General features: G+C 72.0%; 17 protein-coding genes. 8 read left to right on the top strand and 9 right to left on the bottom strand.

Annotation, left to right across the window (positions count from 1 at the left end; all coding sequences use genetic code 11):
* Positions 1-24: 24 nt before the first annotated feature.
* Positions 25-567, bottom strand: a complete 543-nt coding sequence (locus tag AB0G11_RS13865; protein ID WP_357586042.1) for a hypothetical protein — start codon at positions 565-567, stop codon at positions 25-27.
* Between the two features lie 324 nt (positions 568-891).
* On the opposite strand from AB0G11_RS13865, the gene AB0G11_RS13860 reads away from it, so the two are divergent.
* Positions 892-1,599: a hypothetical protein gene (locus AB0G11_RS13860; RefSeq protein WP_219500097.1), complete on the top strand. Its 708-nt coding sequence runs from the start codon at positions 892-894 to the stop codon at positions 1,597-1,599.
* An 88-nt stretch (positions 1,600-1,687) separates the two neighbouring features.
* Here AB0G11_RS13860 and AB0G11_RS13855 read toward each other — a convergent pair whose 3' ends face one another.
* The 5 genes from AB0G11_RS13855 to AB0G11_RS13835 all read right to left on the bottom strand — a co-directional run bounded on the left by AB0G11_RS13855 (position 1,688) and on the right by AB0G11_RS13835 (position 9,772).
* Positions 1,688-5,599, bottom strand: coding sequence for a beta-ketoacyl synthase N-terminal-like domain-containing protein (locus AB0G11_RS13855; RefSeq protein WP_357586040.1), 3,912 nt, complete (start codon positions 5,597-5,599; stop codon positions 1,688-1,690).
* Positions 5,600-5,644: 45 nt separating this feature from the next.
* Entirely contained in the window at positions 5,645-6,688 is a 1,044-nt protein-coding gene (locus AB0G11_RS13850) for a ketoacyl-ACP synthase III family protein (RefSeq protein ID WP_219500094.1), read from the bottom strand.
* Positions 6,685-6,954, bottom strand: coding sequence for an acyl carrier protein (locus AB0G11_RS13845; RefSeq protein ID WP_357586038.1), 270 nt, complete (start codon positions 6,952-6,954; stop codon positions 6,685-6,687). The genes AB0G11_RS13850 and AB0G11_RS13845 overlap by 4 nt, the downstream gene beginning before the upstream one ends.
* Positions 6,951-7,988 (bottom strand): ketoacyl-ACP synthase III family protein, encoded by a 1,038-nt coding sequence (locus AB0G11_RS13840; RefSeq protein ID WP_219500090.1) that lies wholly within the window; start codon positions 7,986-7,988, stop codon positions 6,951-6,953. The genes AB0G11_RS13845 and AB0G11_RS13840 overlap by 4 nt, the downstream gene beginning before the upstream one ends.
* 455 nt (positions 7,989-8,443) lie before the next feature.
* Positions 8,444-9,772: a cellulose binding domain-containing protein gene (locus tag AB0G11_RS13835; RefSeq protein WP_219500088.1), complete on the bottom strand. Its 1,329-nt coding sequence runs from the start codon at positions 9,770-9,772 to the stop codon at positions 8,444-8,446.
* A gap of 310 nt (positions 9,773-10,082) precedes the next feature.
* On the opposite strand from AB0G11_RS13835, the gene AB0G11_RS13830 reads away from it, so the two are divergent.
* The 3 genes from AB0G11_RS13830 (at position 10,083) to prfH (ending at position 12,197) form a co-directional block, all read left to right on the top strand.
* A complete protein-coding gene (locus tag AB0G11_RS13830; protein WP_219500086.1) occupies positions 10,083-10,301 on the top strand; it encodes a hypothetical protein in 219 nt (72 codons plus the stop codon).
* Positions 10,302-10,449: 148 nt separating this feature from the next.
* On the top strand, positions 10,450-11,592 hold the full coding sequence (locus AB0G11_RS13825; RefSeq protein ID WP_357586036.1) for an RNA ligase RtcB family protein: 1,143 nt from the start codon (positions 10,450-10,452) through the stop codon (positions 11,590-11,592).
* Positions 11,589-12,197, top strand: a complete 609-nt coding sequence (prfH, locus tag AB0G11_RS13820) for a peptide chain release factor H (RefSeq protein ID WP_357586034.1) — start codon at positions 11,589-11,591, stop codon at positions 12,195-12,197. The genes AB0G11_RS13825 and prfH overlap by 4 nt, the downstream gene beginning before the upstream one ends.
* Before the next feature lie 3 nt (positions 12,198-12,200).
* Here the strand turns inward: prfH and AB0G11_RS13815 are convergent, their stop codons facing one another.
* On the bottom strand, positions 12,201-12,575 hold the full coding sequence (locus AB0G11_RS13815; RefSeq protein ID WP_357586032.1) for a hypothetical protein: 375 nt from the start codon (positions 12,573-12,575) through the stop codon (positions 12,201-12,203).
* A gap of 44 nt (positions 12,576-12,619) precedes the next feature.
* Here AB0G11_RS13815 and AB0G11_RS13810 point away from each other — a divergent pair, with 44 nt between their 5' ends.
* Positions 12,620-13,543 (top strand): TAXI family TRAP transporter solute-binding subunit, encoded by a 924-nt coding sequence (locus tag AB0G11_RS13810; RefSeq protein ID WP_219500077.1) that lies wholly within the window; start codon positions 12,620-12,622, stop codon positions 13,541-13,543.
* Between the two features lie 20 nt (positions 13,544-13,563).
* On the opposite strand, the gene AB0G11_RS13805 is transcribed toward AB0G11_RS13810, so the two are convergent.
* Both AB0G11_RS13805 and AB0G11_RS13800 read right to left on the bottom strand, forming a co-directional pair.
* Positions 13,564-14,964, bottom strand: coding sequence for a HAMP domain-containing sensor histidine kinase (locus tag AB0G11_RS13805; RefSeq protein ID WP_357586030.1), 1,401 nt, complete (start codon positions 14,962-14,964; stop codon positions 13,564-13,566).
* A gap of 6 nt (positions 14,965-14,970) precedes the next feature.
* Positions 14,971-15,645, bottom strand: coding sequence for a response regulator transcription factor (locus tag AB0G11_RS13800; protein ID WP_219500071.1), 675 nt, complete (start codon positions 15,643-15,645; stop codon positions 14,971-14,973).
* A gap of 147 nt (positions 15,646-15,792) precedes the next feature.
* Here AB0G11_RS13800 and AB0G11_RS13795 point away from each other — a divergent pair, with 147 nt between their 5' ends.
* Genes AB0G11_RS13795 through AB0G11_RS13785 form a run of 3 tightly spaced genes read left to right on the top strand, consistent with a single transcriptional unit; the run spans position 15,793 to position 18,816 of the window.
* Entirely contained in the window at positions 15,793-16,827 is a 1,035-nt protein-coding gene (locus AB0G11_RS13795) for a tripartite tricarboxylate transporter substrate-binding protein (protein WP_357586029.1), read from the top strand.
* Between the two features lies 1 nt (position 16,828).
* Positions 16,829-17,290 carry a tripartite tricarboxylate transporter TctB family protein gene (locus AB0G11_RS13790; protein ID WP_357586027.1) on the top strand — a complete coding sequence of 154 codons (462 nt, stop codon included), beginning with the start codon at positions 16,829-16,831 and terminating at the stop codon, positions 17,288-17,290.
* Between the two features lie 20 nt (positions 17,291-17,310).
* The gene (locus AB0G11_RS13785) at positions 17,311-18,816 is read left to right on the top strand and encodes a tripartite tricarboxylate transporter permease (protein ID WP_219500065.1); all 1,506 of its coding nucleotides are present in this window, start codon (positions 17,311-17,313) and stop codon (positions 18,814-18,816) included.

The raw sequence follows: 18,816 nt of genomic DNA, 5'->3' as shown, positions 1-18,816 counted from the left end.
CGGCAGCATCAGCGTCGCCCCGGGTTATGCGTACAGCCGGATGTCGTGCTCCATGACCGGGTTGCCGCATTTCAGCGGGCGGAGCCGGTTCCATTCGGTGATCTCGTTCGGCCAGCCGCACCCGGGCTCCCGGCACAGCAGCCGGTAGTGCGGCCGGCCCTGATCCGGCAGGTCGGGGAACCGGTTGTCGCCCGCCTCTCCACCGGGACCGAGCGAGCGCTCGGCGGCCTGCGTGGCGAAGAAGTCGTCGATGACCTCCTGGGGCACGACAGCCGTCGGCGCTCCCGTGGGCGAGACGAGCACCACTCCCGCCGGGTCGGGATCGATGTCGAACAGGCTCGCCGCGCCCGGCGCGAGCAGGTCCCCGATCGGGGTCTCCTCCGGCACGACCAGCGCCCCCGCCGCCGGGGCCTGATCCGGACCTGCCGTGGAACCGCCGCGCAACAGCCCGACGATGCCATCCCTGGAGGTACGGACGACGAGGAACCTGACCTCCTGCGCCACGCTGGCGACGGGAGGTGCGTCGACCACCAGGAAGTCGGTGGTCGCCAGCTTGCGTAGCGACACTTGCGAATCGGATGCCGACGAGGGGAAGAGCGACATGCGTGACCCTCCGTGGAGACGGCGACGCTGACCGTATGCCTAGGATGACGCAGGAAGCCTGGCCGAGGGGCGATCCGGGAAAACTCGGCCAGAGCGTGGTCAATGGCAGGTCGGGTCCCGGGTCCAGGGCAGGGTTTCGGGGTTGGGCGGAAGAACTTCCGGGCTGTCCGGATATTTCCGGACAAAGGGGCTTCTGAAGCGCGCATTCCGCCTAAGGGGAAGAGCGCTAGGAAGATCTTTTGGGCTTTCCTATGACTCGCCATTGGGTGCCACGCCACACTGAAGGCCGTGACGAACGATCTCACCGAAGCGCGGGACCGTCTGGTTCCCCCTCGCCGGCTCCACCAGGTCGCGGCCCTGCTCAACATGCCGAACCTGGACGAGACCACCCCTCAGGACGGGGTTCCGCCATCCAGGCAGCAGGCGACGCTGTATGCGGGCATCGCTGACTGGGCTCGGCTCTCGGCGATGGCGGCCGATCAACTCGACGAGTCGGGCGCACCCGAGATCGCCGACGAGTTCGTCTACCTGGTCGAATACACCGACCAGCATGCCAAGGGCTGGCACCCGGCGCCCAGCGAGCACTCCGACGGGATCACGTTCGCCGAGCGGGCCGAGGTCGTCGCGCGGACCGTCATGGGCCGCTACATCACCCACCTCGCCGATCATCGCGACGACTACGAGTTGTGGCTGGTGGATTCGCTGTCCCTGCGGGTCAGCGTGTGGAACGCGCGTACGGCCAACGAGGCGCGTTCGCGTGATCGGCGGCTCGCTTACTCATACTCGGGGCACACGTTCCAAGAACTGCAGATTCCTCCGAATGCCGTGGAGATTCGTACGCCGGTTCAGATTCATCGGTTCATGACGCATTACATCACCTGCTGTTCTGAACCGGAGCATGGGGAGATTTACCCGGGTAATTGGGCTGCGTTGCCGACCGATGCCCTTTATTCGTACTTGCGGTATGGTCCGCTCTCCCCTGGCTCGGCCGGCTGAATCTGGGCGAGGGCACGACGGCATGACCTTCGCCCGGGGTGAGCTGACGACCTGGGGCCGGCCGACGCGGGTGCGTCGGCCGGGCGGGTCAGTCCTGGGCGGGGGTGAGCAGGGTGGTGAGGTGGTCGGCGATGGCGGAGATGGTGGGTTGCTGCCACAGCAGGGTCGCGGGGAGGCGGCAGCCGAAGCGCTTGTCCAGGCGGCGCCTGACCATGACGGTCATCACCGAGTCGAGCCCCTGCTCGACGAGGGGGCGGCGGATCGCCAGGTCTGCCGGGGCGAGCCGCATCACCGACGCGATCTCCGCGCGGGTCTCGTCGAGGACGTACGCGCGCAGCTTCTCCGGTGACAGCCCGGCGAGCGATTCCGCGGGCTCCTGGAGGTCGTCCTCGGCCGCCACGGGTGCGTCGATGACCGGGTAGCGAAGACCGGTCAGGTGGCCGATCACGTGGCCGTCGGCGTCGGCCAGGAGGGCGAGGACCGTGTCGTCGGCTGCCGGGTCCACGGCGGCGTCGATGATGACGGTGTCCGGCGGGGTGCCGGTCAGCGCCACCTCGTCGATGTGCACGACCATGCGCAGCACCGGGTCGCCGGGGAACACGCAGGGGGCCACGGACATCACCGCGTCGAGCGCCGGCGCCCAGGTGGGGGGCGTGTCGGCGGCGTGCGGGGTGTGGACGGTCGCGCGGAGGGCGCCGTCGCGGCCCAGCAGCGTCTCGATCGTCCAGTCGAAGCCCGTGGTGGGGACACCGACGGCGGCCAGCCGGGCGTGGACGAAACCGGGGTCGATCGGGGTGAGTCCGGCCGCGTCCGCGTCGGGCAGTGCGCCGTCCGGGGCCCAGGTGGCCGCGCCGGTCGACGCGGTGGCCGTCGGGGCGGTGGTCGTCGACGCGGTGACGTGGACGAGCCAGGCGGGTTCGGGTTCGCCGGGGGTCGCGGGCGTGCGGGCGGCGAGCCGGATCGCGGGAGGCTCGTGGACGACCTGGATCTGCCGGCGTTCGGCTGTCATCAGGGGGTGCATCATCTCCACGTCGGAGAGTACGGGCGGCGAAGCGCCCTCCCCAGAACCGGCCGCCCCCGTACCGGCCGCCCCCGTACCGGCCGCTCCCGAACCGGCGGCCTCCAGGAATGTGTTCACCAGGACCGCGGCGGGGACGATCTCGATGCCGCTGACGGCGTGGCTGCCCGGGTAGGGGCGGTTCGCGTCCTCCAGGCTGGTGCGCCACAGGCGCGTCGCGCTGCCCGCGAGGGTCGTGCCGGCGCCGAGCAGGGTGTGGGAGCGTACGTCGTGGCCGCGGTTGTCGTCGCCGCCGGAGGCGTCGCGCCAGTGGCGGCGGTGCTGCCAGGCGTAGGGCGGCAGGTCGGCCAGGCCGCCGCCGGGCTGCAGCCGCCGCCAGTCCACGTCGATGCCGTGGCAGTGCGCCAGGCCCAGCGCGGTCAGGAACGTCGCCTGCTCGGGTTGGTTGCGGCGGAGCGTCGTGCCGACGAAGACGTCCTCGAACCCGGCCTCCTCCAGCGTCTCGGTGACGGAGTGGGCGACCACGGGATGCGGGGAGATCTCCAGGAACGCCCGGTAGCCGTCCTGCGCGGCGGCGGTCGTGGCAGCGGCGAGGCGTACCGGGTCGCGGAGGTTGGCCGCCCAGTAGGCGCTGTCCAGGACGGGCGTCGACCTGGGGTCGGGCAGCGCGGTGGTGTACATGGGGATGCGGGGCGCGCCGAACGGGAGGTCGGCGAGCGAGGCCGCGAGCTCGACGGCCAGCGGTTCCATCTGGGGGCTGTGGAAGGCCACGTCGGAGGCGACCCGGCGGACCACGATGCCTTCGGCGGGCCACTCGTTCAGGACCGCCTCGACGGCGGCGACGTCGCCGGACAGCACGGTGGAGCCGGGCGCGGAGGCGATGGCGGCGACCAGGTCGGTACGGCCGGCGAGCCGCTCGGCAGCCTCCTCGAACGACAGTCCGGCCATCACCATGGCCCCCTTGCCCTCGGCCTGGCGCAGCAGCCGGGAGCGGCGGCAGATCAGGCGCGCGCCGTCGGCGACGCTCATCGCGCCGGCTGTCACGGCCGCCGCGATCTCGCCGACGGAGTGGCCGATGACGGCCGTCGGCCGCACGCCGTGCGCGTTCCAGAGCCGGGCGAGTCCCAGCTGCATGACGAAGATCATGGTCTGGACGCGGTCGATGCCGTCCAGGGCGCCCTCGGTGAGGACCTGCCGGGGGGAGAAGCCGATCTCCTCGGCGAAGATCGGCTCGATCTCGTCGACGACGGCGGCGAACTCCGGTTCGGCGAGCAGGTCGCGGCCCATGCCGCGCCATTGGCACCCTTGCCCGGAGAACACCCAGACGGGGCCGGGGCCCAGGTCGGGCAGCACGTCGCCGGTGAGGACGGATTCGGACGGCAGGTCGTCGGCGAGCCTGCGCAGGCCGGTGGTCACCTCGTCGTGGCCGGCGCCGATGACGACGGCTCGGCGGCCGAGGTGGGTGCGCCGCAGGGCGAGCGTGTGCCCGGCCGAGGCGAGGTCGAGGCGCTTGAGCTGTTCGGCGAGCGTGCCCGCGTACTGGCGCAGCGCCGCCTCCGACGCGGCCGACACCGGGAACAGGCGCGCCTCAGACAGCTCCCCCTGCCGCGCCGCAGACAGCTCCCCCTGCCGCGCCCCGGCCCGCTCGCCCGCCGGCGGCTTCGCCGCTTCCGCAGGAGCCTGTTCGAGGAGGATGTGCGCGACCGTGCCGCCGTAGCCGAAGCTGGAGACGCCCGCCCGGCGGGGGTGGTCGCTCTCGGGCCAGGCCGTCCGTTCGGTGACGACGCTGAGCCCGGAGCTCTCCCAGTCGATGGCCGGGTTCGGGGTGGTCAGGACGGTCGGCGGGATCTCGCCGCGGTGGAGGGCGAGCACCGCCTTGATGATCCCGGCGATGCCGGCGGCGCCTTCGAGGTGGCCGATGTTGGACTTGACCGAGCCGATGAGGCACGGGTCGCCGGGCGCGCGGCCGGTGCCGTAGACGGCGGCGAGGGCGCCGGCCTCCAGCGGGTCGCCGAGGCGGGTGCCGGTGCCGTGCGCCTCGACGTAGCCGACCGTGGCGGGCGAGACGCGCGCCTGGCGCAGCGCCCTGGTCATCACGTGTTCCTGCGCCTCGCCGCACGGCGCCATGATGCCGTTGGTGTGCCCGTCCTGGTTGACGGCGCTGCCGATGACGAGCGCGAGGACGCGGTCGCCGTCGCGGCGGGCGTCGGACAGCCGTTTGAGCACGACGACGCCGCAGCCCTCGCCGCGCCCGTAGCCGTCGGCGGCGGCGTCGAACGACTTGGAACGGCCGTCGGGGGCCAGGGCTCCGGCGGTGCCGAGCGTGAGGGTCTGGCCGGGGGTGACGAGCAGGTTGACGCCGCCGGCCAGGGCGACGTCGCTCTCGCCGAGCCGCAGGCTCTGCGCGGCGAGGTGGAGCGCGACCAGCGACGCCGAGCAGGCGGTGTCGACGGCCATGCTGGGCCCGCGCAGGTCCAGGGAGTAGGAGATGCGGTTGGCGACGGCGCAGGTCGCGGCGCCGATGCCGGTCCACGCCTCGATCTGGGGCAGGTCCTCCAGCAGGCGGCTGCCGTAGTCGGCGGTGCACACGCCGACGAACACCCCGGCGTCGGTGCCGGCCAGCTCGTGCGGGGGCAGGCCGGCGTGTTCGAGCGCCTCCCACGCGGTCTCCATGAGGATCCGCTGCTGCGGGTCCATCAGCTCGGCCTCGCGCGGCGACAGCCCGAAGAACTCGGCGTCGAAGCCCTCGACGTCGTTCAGGAAGCTGCCGTGGCGCACGGCGTCGCGCAGCGCGGCGGCGTCCTCGGGGCTGCGGTTCTCGTACGGGAGCCAGCGTTCGGCGGGCAGCGGCCGGGTGGTGTTGCGGCCGTCGCACAGCAGGTCCCAGAACGCGTCAGGTGAGCCGGCGTCGCCGGGGAAGCGGCAACCGATCCCGACCACCGCCACCGGTTCCGGCCGGATCCCGCTCGGACTATCGACCATCGCGCTCGTTTCCCTTCGATGACTACGCGGTTTCGGTGACGGCTCTCAGCACCACGGAGGCGTGTCGAGGATCTTGATCACGGCGCCGGAGACCGTGACTCCGGGGCCGGTGCCGAGCATCAGCAGGTGGTCCCCGGGGCCGAGCTGCCCGGTGGTGAGCAGCCGGTCGAGGGCGAGGACCTGGTCGCTGGCCCCGCAGTGGCCGATGGTGCGCCCGTACTCCCAGGTGGAACGTGACATGGGCAGGTCGAGCAGGGCCATGCAGCGCTGTTCGACGATCTCCTCGGAGTAGTTCATGAAGGCGACCCGGGTGAGGTCGCGGGCCTCGATCCCGCTCTCGTCGAGGACGCGTTCGACGATCTCCATGAGCGCCCGCTGGATCTTGAACAGGGCGGCCGTGCTCTCGCCCTGGGGCATGACCTGGTTCCGGAACTGGTCGTTCCTGGCCGCGAAGCTGAACTTGCGCCCGACGGTGACGCCGGGCGGGAACAGGGGCTCGGTGCCCCGGTGCAGCTCCTCGGCCTCGGCGACGGTCACCGTGCGCACCGACATCAGGCGGGCGAAGCCGGGCTCCCTGGTGAGCACGAGCGCGCTGGCGGCGTCGCCGCCGACGTAGCCGGGGCCCATGCGCCACCGGTCCATCAGCGGGGTGCCGTAGTTGTCGGCGGCGACGAGCAGGGCGGCCTGCCGGGCGGGGTCGGCGCCGAGGTAGCCGGCGGCGAGCTCCAGGGCGGTGAACATCCCGTTGCAGCCCTGCCGGATCTCGGTGGCCAGGACGTCGCCGCCGACGAGGTGGCGTTGCAGGTAGGAGTGCGGGGGCCAGCCGTCGGGCCCCTGGTGCCAGGTGGAGGCGTACAGCAGGAGGTCGAGGTCGGCGGGGGCGCGCCCGCTGCGCTTGAGCGCGCTCTGCGCCGCGTGCAGCGCCATCTCGGGCGCGGGCAGGTCGCCGGCCACCGCGGCCCCGGCCAGGTTGTGCAGCTCCGCCTCCTCGGCCGGGTACCAGCCCTTGGCGACGGCCTTCTCGACGCTGACGACCGTGCGGGGGACGAAGGCTCCCACCCCGCTGACGTACGTGCCGGGCGGGGTCATGCCGGGGCGAGTTCGTCGAGCATCGCGACGATCGTGGTGACGTCGCGGAAGTTCTCGGGGTCGAGCTTCGCGGCCGGGACCGGGACGCCGAGTTCCTTCCGGATGAAGTTGAGCAGGCGCGCGGTCCGCAGGGAGTCCAGCAGGCCGGACGTCAGGAGCGGGGTGGCCTCGTCGACCTCCAGGTCGGCGTCGCCCGGGACGAGGTTGTCCTGGATGAAGGCGACCAGCCGGTACGTGGTCTCGCCGGTGGTCTGTCCGATCGTCATGCGCGTGCCTCTTTCGTCACGGGGGCGGGCGCGAGCACCTTGAACGCCGCCGCGGCGACCGACGTCCCGGAGCCGAAGCCCACCACGAGCAGGTGGTCGCCGGGCACGAGCCCGCCGGTGGCGATCAGGTGCTCGAAGGCGATGAACTGGTCGACGGCGCCGCAGTGGCCGACGCGCCTGCCGTAGTCCCAGGTGGTCTGCTCGACCTCGATGCCGAGCCAGGACATCTGCCCGTCCAGGTCCTCGCGGCGGCCGTGCGGGAAGGCCACCCGGGTGATGTCGGACAGCTCGATCCCGGCCTCGTCCAGGGTCTGCTCGACCTGCTGCATCATCGTCTTCTGGATCGTCAGGTGGATGCCGGTGCCGCGTTCCTTGAGCAGCCGCTGGCGGAACTCCTCGTGCCGGTCACCGAAGCTGAGCCCCCGGCCGACGGTGGCGTCCGGGGGGAACAGCGGGTAGGCGCCGTCGTTGACCGCGTCGGCCTCGGGGATCGTCGTGGCGTTCACCGACAGGAGCTGGGCCATGCCGTAGTCCTTGCCGAGGACGAGCGCGCAGGCGGCGTCGCCGATGAGCGCGCCGGGCGTCATGCGCCAGCGGTCGACCAGCGGGGTGCCGTGGTTGTCGGCGGAGACGACCATCGCGGTCTCGCGGCCCGGGTCGGCCTGGAGGTAGCTGGCGGCCAGCTCCAACGAGCTGATCATGCCGACGCAGCCGCTGCGGATCTCGTACGCGGGCACGCCGCCGCCGAGCAGGTGCATCTGCAGGTAGTGCTGCGGCTGCCAGCCGTTGGGGCCCTGGTGCCAGACCGACGGGTAGAGCAGCAGGTCGAGCTCGCGCGGGGAGGACTCGCCCCAGCGCTCGTAGGCGTCCACGACGGCGCGCCTGGCCATCTCCGGGGCGGGCATGTCGCCGGCGACGGCGGCGCCGATCTGCTGGAACTTCTCGGCCTCGTCGGCCGGGTACAGGCCTTCGCTGACCGCCTGCTCGACGGTCACGGCGTCCGGCACGTGAACGCCGAGGCTCCTGACGAACATGTTGGAAGTACGCACACGTCCCCTAACTCTGAGCATGGCAAGGGCGCCGTCGTGCGGACGGAGCACCAGGGGAAAGCGGAGTCAGCCGGCCAGCGGCAGCGAGTCGGCGCGTGAGGCCGGAAAAGGCGGCCGGCGGACGAGAGCGTCGTGAATTTCGGAAGTCGGCGGTCAGGCGTTTTTGCGATGTCGAGTTGCGCGATTCCCGCCGGTCGATGCCGTCACGAGCGCCCTCTCTCTGTCCTCGGCGATCACAGGGGAAAGGATAGGGCCGCCCTTCGGGTAAAGCAATATAAGGTCCGAAATCTGGACGGCCTCATTCCGTGACCGCAACCCGGCGGAACGTGTTCATTTTTGAAATGCACATTTCTCGGCCGAGCTGCGGTTCCGCCGATTGGACGGTTCCATTACGGCTTTCCGAAATTGGCGCCCGCGACCTGGGCCGCGGGCGCCGGGGCTCACACGATGACGCGGGCGCAGGGGATGCCGTTGAGCCTGAACTCGGCGGGCGGGGCGTTCGTGCCGGTGACGCTGGCCTCGTACCCGAAACTGACGCTGGAGCTCGGGCCGATGTTGGCGTTGTGGCCGGCGTCGCGAGCGACCACCTGGGTGCCGGTCTGGGTCAGGTTGGTGTTCCAGAAGGCGGTCACCTGCTGGTTGCCGGCCCAGTTCCACGACAGGCGCCAGCCGCTGATGGGCGTGGTGCCGGTGTTCTTGATGGTCACGGTGCCGTTGAAGCCGCCGCTCCAGTTGCTGGCCTGCCAGGTGACCTGGCACGAGGTGCCCATCTTGAGCGCGCCGCGCAGGAACATCTCGAAGGTGTCCCAGGTCGGGTTGGGGGCGCCCCCGCCCGCCAGGATGGCCTCGCCGCAGTTGGTGGTGGCGTAGCTGGTCTGGGTGCCGAACCGGGCGGGGTCCATGACGTCGGCCCGGCCGTGGTCGGCGCCGGGGATGGAGATGAACTGGCCGTTGCCGCAGACCGACTTGATCTTGTTGTAGAGCAGCACGCTCTGCCCGTGGGGCACCAGGAAGTCGGCCTGGCCGTGCAGGAACAGCACCGGCGGGTCGTTGGCGTCGACGTAGTTGATCGGGTTGGCCTGCGCCACCGTGGCGGGGCAGGTCTGGATGGCGCAGCCGACCAGGAGGGATTCGGGCGAGATCGGCGAGTTGTGGTCCAGCCCGCCGCCGGGCAGGTTCTGGGCGTTCATCTGGAGGAAGTCGGTCGGGCTGAAGAAGGCGAGCCCGGCCTGCACGGAGCTGGAGACGCCGGTCGCGCCGACGGTGCCCTCCAGCGCCGCCACGCCGCCGGTGAACGTGGCCATCTCCGTCAGCCAGCCGCCCGAGGAGTCGCCCATCATGGCGAAGCGGTTCGGGTCGAGCTGGTAGGCGGGGGCGTTGTGGCGCAGCCAGCGGATGGCCGCCTTGATGTCGTGCACCTGCGCCGGGAAGACCGCCTGGGTGCTGGAGCGGACGCTGACGCCGGCCACCGCCCAGCCCTTGGCGTTGAAGACGGCGGCGATGTCGGCGGCGCCGCTCTTGCCCTCGTCGCTCGACCAGGCCGAGCCCTTGTGCCAGATCAGCAGCGGCCTGGGGGTGAGGCCGCCGGTCGGCAGGTAGAGGTCCAGCAGGTGCCCCCGGGAGCCGACGGGGTCCTCGGAGGCGTACGGGATGTCGGCGATCACCTGGGCGGCCTGGGCCGGTGGTGAGAGCGCGAGTGAGACACCGAAGGTCGCCAGCATGGTGAGGACCATGCCGAGGACGGCGGCCGGGCGGATTCGAGCATGCATAGGTGAGCCTCCGGTGTTCGGATGATCGCCGTTTTCCCCGCCGGCTTGGCCTCGCCTCGATGTGGGCGAGGCGACGATATGACACGTACGTGACGGTGGTCAAAGTTTTCGGCGAACCGTTTCGATCCTGGTGACTTGCACCCCTACCGATGGGCGAAACAGCTCATCCGGCATTAGACGGGAACAAAACATGAAGAAGGGCCCAGAAGGCCGTATTACACGGCGACAACGCAGCACAGAATGACATTTTTCCTGGCACACGGTCAGTGATATCTTGACCGCCGTGATCCACCCCGTCTTAGGAGGATTGATGCGCAAGGTTCGCGCAGTTCTCGTCCCGGCCGTTCTGGCCCTCGGATTGTCGTTATCGCTCGGCGCCACTCCGGCGCAGGCCGAAACGCTCAACGGCATCTACCGGGAGCACTCGGAATGCCAGCGATACGGCGACTACGGCGACGAGCAGGGCTGGTGGAACGGGTATAGATGCGAGTGGAAGAGCCAGTATCACTACTACTTCCTCTACGCGTGACACGCTGAGACCTGGGCGCCCCCCGGCTCTTTGAGCCAGGGGGCTCCTGCGTGCCTGGCGGAAAATCGTTTGCCTCTCGCGGCACGGCTCGGCGACCGTGGTGCTGCCATTCCGAAATGCCAGCACCCGTTCAGCGAAGAGAGCGTCTTTGTCGCACCACCACCCGGCCACGGTCTCCGTGTTCGCCTCCCCCGCAAGCTGGATCGAGTCCGACGCCCTCACCCAGTGTCACCAGGTGGCCGCCCTCGACGGCATGAGGCACGTCGCCGCGATGCCCGATCTGCACCCCGGCAAGGGCGCCCCGATCGGCGCGGCGATGACGTCGAGCGTGCTCTACCCGTTCCTGGTGGGCTCCGACATCGGCTGCGGCATCGCCGTCTTCCCCTTCAGGCTCAAGCGCGCCGTGCCCGAGAAGCTCGCCGCCCGCTTCCCCGACCTCGACCGCCCGCTCGATCCCGTACGCGACGCCGACGACCCGGCCTGGGACGTGCTCGACGGCGAGATCCCCGCCGGTCACCACGAGGGCCTCGGCACGGTCGGCCGGGGCAACCACTTCGTCGAGCTGGCGCGGATCGGCACCGTCTTCGAGCCCGACCACGCCGACCGCCTCGGGCTCGCCGCCGGCGACCTGGTGCTCATCGTCCACAGCGGCTCGCGGGGGCTGGGCGAGCGAATCCTGCGGGCGCACACCGAGGTCCACGGCGCGGGCCCGGCCCCCGACCCCGACGCCTACCTGGCCATGCACGACGAGGCCGTGCGCTGGGGATCGCTCAACCGGCGGCTGCTGGCCGCCCGGGTCGCCCACGCCCTGGGGGCCCGGCCCGCCGAGCCGGTCGTCGACCAGTGCCACAACCTCGTCGAGGTCCGCGACGGCCTCTACCTGCACCGCAAGGGGGCCGCGCCGGGCGACGGCCGCGACGTGCTCATCGCCGGCACCCGAGGCACCCACTCCTACCTGGTGGCCGCCCACTCGGGACCGGACGCCGGCCACTCCGTCGCGCACGGCGCGGGCCGCAAGATGTCGCGCGCCGACGCGCTGCGCCGGGGCCGGGCCAAGCACACCGTCGAGGAGCTGCGCCGCACACCGCTCGGCTCGCTGGTGGTCTGCGGCGACCGCCAGCTTCTGTTCGAGGAGGCGCCGACCGCCTACAAGCGCATCGAGCAGGTGATCTCCGACCTGGTCGAGCACGACCTGGCCACCCCGATCGCCACGACGGTCCCGCTGGTCACGTACAAGACGGCCGATCTCGGCTCCGCGCCCGAGCGCCGCCGCAAGCGGGGCCGGTCGTGACCGTCCACCTGCTCCTGTCGGCCGGGCGCGGCCCGCAGGAGTGCGCGTGGGCGCTCGCCCGGCTGCTGCGCCGGCTCGAAGCCGACGCCGCCCGGCACGAGCTGGAGACCCACCGCGCCGAGACCGTCCCCGGCGAGCGGCCCGGCACGTACCGGTCGGTGCTGGTCAGGATCACCGGCGCGGACGCCGAGACGTTCGCCGCCTCCTGGACCGGGACCCTGTGCTGGCAGGCCCCCAGCCCCTACCGGGCCTCCGCCGGGCGCAAGAACTGGTACGTGACCGCCCGGCCGTGCCAGGTCGATGCCCCGCGCACGGCCTTCGCCGAGGACGACGTCGACGTCGTGCCCTGCCGCACCGGCGGCCCCGGCGGCCAGCACCGCAACAAGGCCAGCACCGCCGTGCGGGCCACCCACCGGCCCACCGGGATCGTCGTCGTGGTCGACACCGAGCGCCAGTTCAGCCTCAACCGCCGCATCGCCATGCGCCTGCTGCGCGAGCGCCTCGAACGCGACGACGAGGCGGCCGGCCGCGCCCTCATCGCCGCCCGGCACCGTGTCCACGACGAGCTCGTCCGCGGCAACCCCACCCGCGTCGAACGCCCCTGACGCTCACCAGCCCTGCCAGAGGACGACCGACACGGCGAGCGCGGCGACCAGCAGCACGTACGCCGGCGCCCGCGCCGTGCGGGCCGGCACGTAGCGGAACAGGCCGAGCAGCACCCAGACCGCGACGCCCGCCGCCAGCAGCATCGAGGAGCTGTGATGCAGGTGGCGGATCGCCAGGCCGCCCGGTGTGGCGAGCCCCGTGTCCAGCGCGGCCGCGTAGGCGGAGCTCAGCTCGACGCCGCGCAACGGCTCGTAGGGGCCGTCGTACACGACCGTGCCGCCGTCGGGCCGGAACCAGGCGAGGTAGGCGCCGGTGGCCAGGACGACGGCGAAGCAGTAGAGAAGCATTTCGCCGGTCAGCCGTCTCATCTGCTTCACGGGGCATATTGCATCACGCCGGGCGGGCCCACCATCATCTCGGCATGGTGCAGCCGACGTTCAGCCGGCGGGCGGTGCTGCTCGCCGCCGGAGGGCTGGCCGCCGGTTGCGCGCGGCGGCCGGAGGTGGAGCCGGCGCGGCTGCGGCTGGCCACGGGCCCGGAGGGAGCGGTGTACCGGCGGATCGGCGGCGTGCTGGCCGGGCGAGTCTCCGAGCAGGTGCCGGGCGTGACGGTGACGACGGTGCCGAGCGGGGCGTCGACCGACAACATCCGGATGCTGCGGGCCGGTGAGGCGCAGCTCGGGCTGACGAGCCTGGACGCGCTGATCACGACCGACGGCCGCGCGCCGGACGGCGTCTCGGCGATCTGCCGCCTGTACGACAGCCATCTGCACCTGGTGGTCATGGCCGGGTCGCCGATCGGCGAGTTCGCGGACCTGGCGGGCAGGCGGGTGTCGCTGGGGGCCCGCGATTCGGGCACGGAGTTCACCTCGCGGCGGGCGCTGGAGCTGGCCCGGCTGGAGCTGGAGTGGCTGTACCTGAGCCAGGCGGAGTCGGCGGCGGCGTTGCGTGACGGCCGGATCGACGCGATGTTCTCGCTGACGGGCGTCCCGACGCCGGCGATCACGGAGCTGGCGCAGAAGCACGCGATCCGGCTGATCCCGCTGGCCGCCCAGGCGGGGGCGCTCATCACGGCGTTCCCGGGCCCGTACACGCCTGCCATGATCCCGTCGACGGCCTACGCGGGGGTGCCCGCGGCGCGCACGGTCGCGGTGCCGAACGTGCTGCTCGTCCGCAACGACCTGCCGGACGAGCTGGTGCACGCCATCACCGACACGATCTTCACCCGCGCCGGGCCCGCGGCGGTGCCCGAGGCGTGGCACATCAACGTGCGCACCGGGATCTCCACGGCGACGGCGCCGCTGCATCCGGGGGCGGCGGCCTGGTTCCGCGACCGCAAGCGCTGAGCGGTGCGGCCGGGGACAGGTCAGCCGGGCACGAGGGGCAGCGCGACCACGGCGGCGAAGCCGTGGCCGGTGCCGTCGGGGCGCGGCAGGCCGTCCTCCAGCCGCAGCTCGCCCCCGGCCGCGCCGACGAGGTCGGCGCAGATGGCCAGCCCCAGGCCGGTGCCGGTGACGTTCTGGTGCTTGGGCGCGCGCCAGAACCGGCGCAGCGCCTGCTCGCGCTCGGCCGGCTCGATGCCCTGGCCGTCGTCGCGGACGGCGATCGCGACGACGCCGCCCGCCTCGGCGGCGCTCACCCGCACCACCCGCGCGTCCGACAGCCGCAGCGCGTTGCTGATCAGCTCGTCCAGGATGCTGCCCAGCCCGCCGGACGGCTCAAGCAGCCGCAGCCCCGGCGGCACCTCCACCGCCAGCCTCTGCCCGGCGGTCGCCGTCAGCGCCCGCCACCGGTCGACGCGGGTGGCCAGCACCGCGTCGAGGTCCACCGGCGAGGCCGTGCGGATGCTCTCCATCCGGGCGCTGGCCTGCAGCGAGTTCAGCATCCGCTGCATCGCCTTGAGCTCGTCGACCGCGACGTCGTACGCCTGCCGCCCGTCGTCACCCGCCCGCAGGTGCGGCTCCAGGCTCTCCACGGCCAGCCGCAGGCTGGTCAGCGGGTTGCGCAACTGGTGGGAGGCGTCCGACACGAACGCGCGCTGGCGCTGCACGGCGTTCTCGACCGCGTCCATCATCGTGTTGAACGACCCGGCCAGCCGCCGCAGCTCGGGCGGCCCGGCCTCGGCGTCGGCGCGGATCGTGAGGTCGCCCTGGGAGATGCGCGAGCTGGCCGCGTCGAGTTCGCGTACGGGCCGCAGCACCCACGCCGAGACCGGCCAGGCGACGGCGACGAGCGCGATCAGCGGCAGCAGCCCGAGGCCGGCGAGCTGGGCCCAGCGCAGCAGGATGCGCGAGCGCGTCCTGGCCAGGTCGGAGATCGTCACGACGGCGCCGACGACCTCGCTGTCGCGGCCGACCGGCTCGGCGACGACGAAGGCGGAGTCGTCCCAGGGCGCCCACTGCCCGGACGGTTCGGGCCTGGCCCCGGCGAGCGCGGCGGTGACGATCCGGGGCAGGGCCGGCTCGGCCCGCGCCGCCTGCCGGTACGCGTCCGCCGGGCCGAGCAGCACGGCGCCCGATTTGTCGATCACGGCGACGGGGATGCCGTACAGCTCGTGGTAGCGGGCCAGCTCCTGCTGGAGGGCCTCGGTGCGCCCGGTGGACAGCGCGGTCTCGGCCAGCGACGCGAACCTGCCGACGTCGTTGAGCCGGTCCACGTACGTCTCCTGCATCTCGCGCTCGGCGACGGTGACGCCGAGCGGGACCCCGAGGGCCGCGACGAGCAGGACCGCGAGGGGCACCAGGACGACGAGCAGGCGGCGGTGCACGGGACGTCAGCCGTCCGGCTCCGCCGTCAGCCGGTAGCCGACCCCGTGGATGGTGCGGATCAGCGTGGCGGGCCCCAGTTTGTGGCGGAGCGCGGCGATGTGGGTGTCGAGGGTGCGGCTCGACGACTCCCAGGTGGCGCCCCAGATCTGGTCGAGGATGACGTCGCGGCTGACGACGTTGGGCGCCCGGCGGGCCAGCAGCAGGAGCAGCTCGAACTCCTTGCGGGTCAGCGTCACCGGGACGTCGTCGACGGTGACCTCGCGGGTGCCGACGCCGATGCGCATCGGGCCGACGACGAGGGGCCCGTCGGGGTGGCTCATCGCGCGGGCGACCCGGGTGCGCCGCAGGACGGCGTCGATCCTGGCCAGCAGCTCGGGGACGCCGAACGGCTTGACGATGTAGTCGTCGGCCCCGGCGCGCAGCCCGCGGACGCGCTCGTGCTCCTCGGAGCGGGCGGTCACGGCGATGACGGCGGTCTCGGGGCGGTCGCGCAGCTTGCGGATCACGTCGAGGCCGTCGCCGTCGGGCAGGCCCAGGTCGACGAGGACGACGTCGGACGGGGCCGCGCGCACGGCCTCGGCCGCCGTGGCGAGGCGGTGCACCTCGAAGCCCGCCTGGGCCAGGACGGTCGCCAGACCCCGCGCCACGCGGTCGTCATCCTCGATGATGGTGATCCGCATACCGGATTGTACGGCCGGGGTCAGCGGCCGGGCCATGCCGTTTCTTGGGATTTCTCTGACATTCACCGCATTCCTTGGGATTCCTCTGACACCATGCGCGCCCTTGTCACCCCAGACTGAGGCCGCGCACTGACGAGGAGCCCCGATATGAGAACGACCAGCAGGTATCCAGCCGCCGCCCGGATGATCGCCATGATCGGCGTCGTCTCGCTCGCCGCCGCCTGTTCCGGCAACGGCGGCGGGAGCGGCGCGACCGGCGGAGGCGGCGAGGGCGGCGCCTACCCCAGCCAGAACATCACGTTCGTCGTGCCGTTCAGCGCGGGCGGCCCGACCGACACCGTCACCCGCATGATCGCCGAGCCGATGGCCGCCAAGCTCGGCGCGAAGATCGTCGTCCAGAACGTCGAGGGCGCGGGCGGCACCATCGGCGCCGGCGAGGTCGCCCGCGGCGAGCCCGACGGCTACACCGTGCTCATGCACCACATCGGCATGTCCACCGCGCCCGCCCTCTACCAGGACCTCGGCTACCAGCCGCTGGAGAGCTTCGAGACGGTCGGGCTCGTCACCGAGGTGCCGATGACGGTCGTCGCCCGCAAGGACTTCGCCCCCGCGACGCTCCAGGACCTCGTGGCGCACGTGAAGTCCAACGCCGACAAGGTCACCATGGCCAACGCCGGCATCGGCGCCGCCTCCCACCTGTGCGGCCTGCTGTTCCAGACGGCCACCGGGGTCAAGCTCCAGGAGGTCCCGTACGAGGGCACCGGGCCCGCGCTGACCGACCTCGTCGGCGGCCAGGTCGACTTCATGTGCGACCAGACGACCAACACCAGCGGCCAGATCTCCGCCGGAGAGGTCAAGGCGTACGCGGTCACCACGCCCGAGCGGGTCAAGAGCCTGCCCGACGTGCCCACGACCACCGAGGCCGGACTGCCCGGGCTCAAGGTCAGCGTGTGGCACGGCCTGTACGCCCCGAAGGGCACGCCGCAGGACGTCGTCCAGAAGCTGTCCGAGGCGCTGAAGTCCGCGCTGGCCGACCAGAAGGTCATCGACCAGATGGCCAAGCTCGGCACCGCGCCGGTCGCGGCCGAGGCGGCGACCCCGCAGGCGCACCGCGCCAAACTGGAGGAGCAGCTCACCACCTGGGGCAAGGTCATCGCCGACGCCGGGATCAAGGCGTCCTGACGTGGAGCGTCGCCGGTCCTTCCCGGACGTACTCGCCGGGGTCGTGTTCATCCTGATCGGTGGCGCGTTCGTGGCAGGGTCGCTCGGTTACGAGCTGGGCACCCCGCTGCGGATGGGCCCCGGCGCCTTCCCGCTGCTGGTCGGCGCGGTCGTGGCGGCCCTGGGCCTGGCCATCGTGGTCAAGGGCCTGGTGGCCGGCGAGGTGATCGCGTTCGGGCCGATCCCGTGGCGGGCGGTCGGCGTCATCGTGCTCGCGCTGGTGTTCTTCGGCTTCACCGTACGGGGGCTCGGGTTCGTCCCGGCGTCGCTGGTGACCGCCCTGCTCACCACGGTGGCCAGCAAGCGCGTACGGCCGCTCATGGCCGTGGCGGTGGCCGCCGGGCTGACCGTCGCGGCCACGCTCATCTTCGTCGTCGGACTGCAACTGCGGCTCCCGCTCTGGGGCCCGTGGCTGGGATTCTGACGCGGAATCCGGATTGAGGCATGGAACTACTCGACAACCTCGCGCTGGGCCTCTCGACCGCCCTGCTCGTCCAGAACGTCCTCTACTGCTTCGTGGGTGTGCTGCTCGGGACGGCTGTCGGCGTGCTGCCCGGCATCGGGCCGACGGCGACGGTGGCGATGCTGCTGCCGATCACGTTCAGCTTCGAGCCCGTCACGGCGCTGATCATGCTGGCGGGCATCTACTACGGCGCGCAGTACGGCGGCTCGACGACCGCCATCCTGATCAACCTGCCCGGCGAGTCGTCGGCGGCCGTCACCGCGCTCGACGGGCACGAGATGGCCCGGCAGGGACGGGCCGGCGCCGCGCTGGCCACGGCCGCGGTCGGCTCGTTCATCGCCGGGACCGTGGCCACCGTCGTACTCGCGGTCGCGGCCCCGCCGCTGGCCAGGGTCGCGTTGCAGTTCGGCCCGGCGGAGTACTTCTCGCTGGTGCTGCTCGGCCTGATCGTGTCGATCGCGCTGGCGCGCGGCTCGGCGCTCAAGGCCCTGGCCATGATCTTCCTGGGCGTCCTGCTCGGCACCGTCGGCCAGGACATCTACACCGGTACGCCCCGGTTCACGTTCGGCCAGCGCGAGCTGTACGGCGGGATCGACTTCGTGTCCGTCGCCGTCGGCATGTTCGGCGTGGCCGAGATCCTGCGCAACCTGGAGAACGAGCAGACCCGCACCGCGATCGTCAGCAAGGTCAAGAACCTGTGGCCGACCCGCGAGGACCGGCGCCGGATCGTCGGCCCGATCCTGCGCGGCACCGGGCTCGGCGCCGCGCTCGGCGTCCTGCCCGGCGGCGGTCACGTGCTGGCCTCGTTCACCTCCTACGCCGTCGAGAAGCGCGTCTCCAAGCGGCCCGAGGAGTTCGGGCACGGCGCCATCGAAGGCGTCGCCGGGCCCGAGTCGGCCAACAACGCCGCCGCGCAGACGTCGTTCATCCCGCTGCTGACGCTGGGGCTGCCCGCCCATCCCGTGATGGCGCTGATGATCGGCGCGTTCATCGTCCACGGCATCACCCCCGGGCCGAACGTCATCACCGAGGAGCCCGCGCTGTTCTGGGGCCTGATCGCGTCGATGTGGATCGGCAACGTGCTGCTCGTGCTGCTGAACCTGCCGCTGATCGGGCTCTGGGTGCGGATGCTGCGGATCCCGTACCAGGTGCTGTTCCCGATGATCATCCTGTTCGCGGCGATCGGGACGTACTCGCTCGGGTTCAACGCCTACGACGTGTACGCGATCGTGTTCTTCGGGCTGCTCGGATACGTGCTGATCAAGTGCGGGTGCGAGCCGGCGCCGCTGCTGCTCGGCTTCGTGCTCGGGCCGCTGCTGGAGGAGAACCTGCGGCGGGCGCTCATCATCGAGCGCGGCGACGCGACGGTGTTCCTGACGCGGCCGATCTCGGCGGTGCTGCTGGCCCTGGCGGCAGCGGCGCTGGTGGTCGCCGTGCTGCCGGCGATCCGCAAGCGCCGCGAGGTGGTGTTCGCCGAGGAGGACTAG

The sequence above is a fragment of the Nonomuraea sp. NPDC023979 genome (assembly GCF_040639085.1).
Taxonomy (GTDB): domain Bacteria; phylum Actinomycetota; class Actinomycetes; order Streptosporangiales; family Streptosporangiaceae; genus Nonomuraea; species Nonomuraea ceibae.
The sequence above is the reverse complement of the archived record's forward strand: the minus strand, read 5'-3'. Positions and strand labels throughout refer to the sequence as shown.